This is a genomic window from Rhodopila globiformis, assembly GCF_002937115.1.
Lineage (GTDB): Bacteria > Pseudomonadota > Alphaproteobacteria > Acetobacterales > Acetobacteraceae > Rhodopila > Rhodopila globiformis.
The window spans coordinates 1-3,984 of the sequence record NZ_NHRY01000178.1 but is presented as its reverse complement, the minus strand read 5'-3'; the positions used below and the strand labels follow the sequence as shown (position 1 = coordinate 3,984).

The following is a 3,984-nucleotide window of genomic DNA, read 5'->3' as shown; positions in this document are numbered from 1 at the left end:
CGCTGTATCTTGGTTTCTTCCAGTTCGTGCATAACGCACGCCGCCGCGGCAAAGCGCTGCTCGGCGCTCTCGTCGGAGGCTTGGTCGGGTGAGCCATCTCACCACCCTGGAACCCAATAAGAGCCTCTTCTCATACAGCGGAGCCAACTGCGCCTCGCTCGCCTCGCCATGGCCCACCGCAGCCTTGTCACGCGCAAACAGCGACGCCGTGCCGTCCAGCACCGTCTTCTTCCAGGCGTGGATCTGGCTGGCATGCACACCAAACCGGCTCGACAACTCCGCAACTGTGCCATCCTCCCGGATCGCCGCCAGCGCCACTTTCGCCTTGAACTCCGCGTTGTGTTTCTTCCGTGTCGTCGACAAGTCTCACCTCCGGCTCAACCGCCGTTCCAAGGGAAGACTCTCTCTTAATCTTACTGTGTCATTTTCTCATTCACTGCCCGAGGCTGCTGCCGCAGGCAGCACGGACACCTGGGCAGTGCGGCAACGAGGCGGACGGCAAGCTGGCGGCGGATCGAGGCAATCGAGTGCGGCACATGCCGCTCAGGCCGCACCGGCAGCGCCGCGCGGCTGGAAACCGGCGGGTAACGCAGGTGTTTCGATCCGCCTGCGGATGAATGGCCGCTGAGGGGGGAAAAGGCAGCGCTCGGCGATCAGAAAGCCGTAGGCTGCGATGCACAGGCTGGCATGATGATGAAAGCCGCGCCAGTTGCGGCCCTCGAACTGGCCGAGGCCGTCGATCCGCTTCGCGGCTCGACCCTGCTTGAGCTCCTGGTAGTCCCGCTCGATCCACCAGCGCGCCTTGGCGATCCGCACGAGACGCTTCAACGTGGTGCGCCGCGAGAGGTTGGAGAACCAGTACTTGGCCGGCTCGGCGTCCCCCTCGGGCCACTCGATCAGCAGCCACTCCTCCGGCCAGGGCTCACTGCGCGCGGTGTCGCGATGCGCCGGGCGCACGCGCACGGCGGCGAAGCGCGAGGACAATTCGCCGTTCGCGCCCTCCCGCCAGGTCACCGTTTGCCAGGCATCGGCCGGCAGGCTGAGCGCCAGCGCCTTCAGCGTCACCGGCTGGTTCTCCGCGTCGCGCCGCAGCCGGCTCGGCCGGCGGCCGCGGCCCGACCAGGGCAGCGTCGGCAGCGGCCCGGTGCCAGGCGCCCAAACGCTGGTGCCCGAGCGCACGCCGAGCAGATAGCGCAGGCCGAGGTCCGAGACGCCGACACGGAAGTCGGTCTCGTCGCCATAGGCCGGATCGCCGAGCACAATCCCCACCGGCACGCCGGCGGCCAGTGCCTGGCGAAGCTGTCCGAGCGCGATCACGGTCTTGGTCTCGAAGCGGATCGCCGCCGGCACCCCGGCCTTGTCCCGCCGGGGCTGATCATTGGCCCAAACCTCCGGCAGGAAGAGTTGGTAGGCAATCGGCAGGCTGGCATGGTCATTGGCCACCGAGAGGCTGACCGCCACCTGGCAGTTGTCCTGCTTGCCGAGCTGGCCGCAGTACTGCCGCGTCACGCCAACGGAATGCTTGCCCTGCTTGGGAAAGCCGGTGTCATCGACGATCCAGTAGCTGATCGGCCCATGCCGCTGGATCGCCGGCAGCACCTCGGCCCGCACCGCCGCCAGCAATGCCGCATCGTCCCACGCGGCCTCTGCCACCACGTGGTGCAGCGACTGGTGTTTGGCCTGCACATGTGCCGGGTCGAGCCGTGCGGCCATCAGCTCGATGCTCTTGCGCTCGCCGGGCAGCAGCAGCCCGGTGCAGTAGGCCCGCGCCGAGGCGGCGCGGCGGGCATGCCCCAATCCTCCGACCACCGCATCCAGATACGCCTCCAACCGGGCCTCGCTTTTCGGCGCTTGTCTTGCTCCTTGCTGTTCCATGCACCCTATGTGGGGTGGTTGTGGTCAATAGCTAGAGGATAGTGACACAGTAAGACTAAGTGGATCCTCTGCCGGTTGGGTTCATTCTGTGCCGTTGCCGGGGCCTCACGCAGGGAGGGCTTTAGCCCGACCGGAGTGAGGCCCCGGCAACGGCGGCGAAAATTTATGCGGCCACTGTCTGCGGCAGATGATCATAGTAAAAACACTCCGGCGTCCGCGCGTCAAGACTTGAATGCGGCCGCTTCGTATTGTAGAAGATAAAGTAACGAGACAGAGACGCCCGTGCTTCGCCAACACTGTCATAGGCCCGTAGATAGACCTCTTCATATTTCACCGACCGCCAAAGGCGCTCGACAAAAACGTTGTCCCGCCAGGCACCCCGGCCATCCATGCTCACGGCAATCGCGTTGTCCAGCAGCAACCCGGTAAGCGCTGTGCTGGTGAACTGAGAACCTTGATCGGTATTGAAAATCTCCGGCCGCCCATATCGAGCAAGCGCCTCCGCCACGGCTTCGAGGCAGAAGTCGACGTCCATCGTGATCGACAGCCGCCACGACAGGACCCGCCGGCTGAACCCATCGACCACAGCCACCAGATAGACGAAACCGCGCGCCATCGGGATATCCGTGATATCCGTCGACCACACTTGGTTCGGCCGCTCAATCGCCAGCCCGCGCAGCAGATACGGGTAGATTTTGTGCCCCGCCGCCGCCTGCGACGTGTTCGGCTTGCGGTAGATCGCCCTTGATGCGCTTCACGCCTCAAGCCCCATCCGCCGCATCAGCGTGGCGACCAGGTCCCGGCCAATCACCACGCCTTCGCCGCGCAACAGGTCGCGCAGCATCCGGCCGCCCGCGAACGGGTAGTCCAGATGCAGTTCGTCGATCCGACGCATGATCGCAAGCTCGGCCGCCGGAACCGGCCGAGGCTCGTAGTAGAGGGTGCTCCGGCTCAGCCCCAGCAGCTCGGCCTGCCGTCCCAACGGAAGATCGTGGCCACGCTCGATCATCGCTTTGCGCTCAGCAAGCCGGCTTTGCTGAGCGCACCGGCCAAAAAATCGTTCTCCAGCGTCAGTTCGCCGATCTTGGCGTGCAGCACCTTCAAATCCTCCGCCGGTGCCGCCTCAGCCACGCCGCCGCCGAACAACCCAGCGGCCCCGTCAAGCACCTGAGTCCTCCATGCCGTGATCTGGTTGGGGTGAACGTCATACTGCTGCGCCAGTTCGGCCAGCGTCTTCTCGCCCTTGATGGCGGCCAGGGCCACCTTTGCCTTGAAAGCCGGATTGTGCGTCCGACGGGCTCGTCTCACCATTGTCACTCCTGATAGGCGGCATTCTCGCCGCTCTCAGGCAGATTTTCCACTTATCGGCCTGTCCGAATTTGCCCAGCCACCTCTCTGTTATCGGCGCCCTGCGCGGGGACCGCCTGATGGCCGCGCTTCAGGACCAGGCCATTCGGCAGCACTGCAAGACGCTGCGCATGCCGACGATTGGCACACAGTTCGCCCGCCTGGCGGAGGCGGCTGTCCGCGAAGGACAATCCCATATCGGCTACCTCGAGGCGCTGCTGGCGGCCGAGATGGAGGAACGCGAGAGCCGGGCGATCACCCGGCTGCTGCACGAGGCAAGGCTGCCGCGGATGAAGACGCTGGATGGGTTTGAGTTCGACCGTTCCGGCGTCTCGGCTGCGCAACTGCGCACGCTGGCGGAGGGCGACTATGTCACCAGAGCGGAGCCGGTTCTGCTGGTCGGCGAGGCCGGGACGGGAAAGACCCATCTGGCGACGGGATTGTGCGTGGCTGCCTGCCGCCAGCGGCGGCGGGTGCGCTTCACCACCGCGACGGCGTTGGTCAATGACCTGGCCGAGGCGGCGCATGCCAACCAGCTCAGCCGCGCACTGGGCCGCTGGGAGCGGCTCGATCTGATCTGTATAGACGAACTGGGTTACGTCCCGCTCGCCGGGGCGGCCTGCGAGCTGATGTTCCAGGTGATCGCCGACCGGGCCGAGAAGGCAGCGGTGATCGTGACCACCAACCTGCCGTTCTCCGAGTGGTCGCAGGTGATCCCCAATCCGCGGCTGTGCAAGGCGCTGATCGATCGGCTGACCGACC

3 protein-coding genes and 1 pseudogene are annotated in these 3,984 nt (G+C 65.6%); 1 reads left to right on the top strand and 3 read right to left on the bottom strand.

All coding sequences use genetic code 11. The annotated features are described in order from the left end of the window. The 3 genes and pseudogenes from CCS01_RS32895 to CCS01_RS16415 all read right to left on the bottom strand — a co-directional run. The coding region (locus CCS01_RS32895) for a transposase (RefSeq protein WP_146101803.1) at nt 1–363 on the bottom strand (363 nt) is incomplete at its 3' end. A gap of 180 nt (nt 364–543) precedes the next feature. Further along, complete coding sequence (locus tag CCS01_RS16420) at nt 544–1,875, bottom strand: IS701 family transposase (RefSeq protein ID WP_104519868.1); 1,332 nt, start codon at nt 1,873–1,875, stop codon at nt 544–546. A 163-nt stretch (nt 1,876–2,038) separates the two neighbouring features. Next, a pseudogene (locus CCS01_RS16415) lies at nt 2,039–3,186 on the bottom strand (IS3 family transposase). A 116-nt stretch (nt 3,187–3,302) separates the two neighbouring features. Here CCS01_RS16415 and istB point away from each other — a divergent pair. Then, nucleotides 3,303–3,984: IS21-like element helper ATPase IstB (istB, locus tag CCS01_RS16410; protein ID WP_104519867.1), on the top strand; the 682-nt coding region annotated here is incomplete at its 3' end.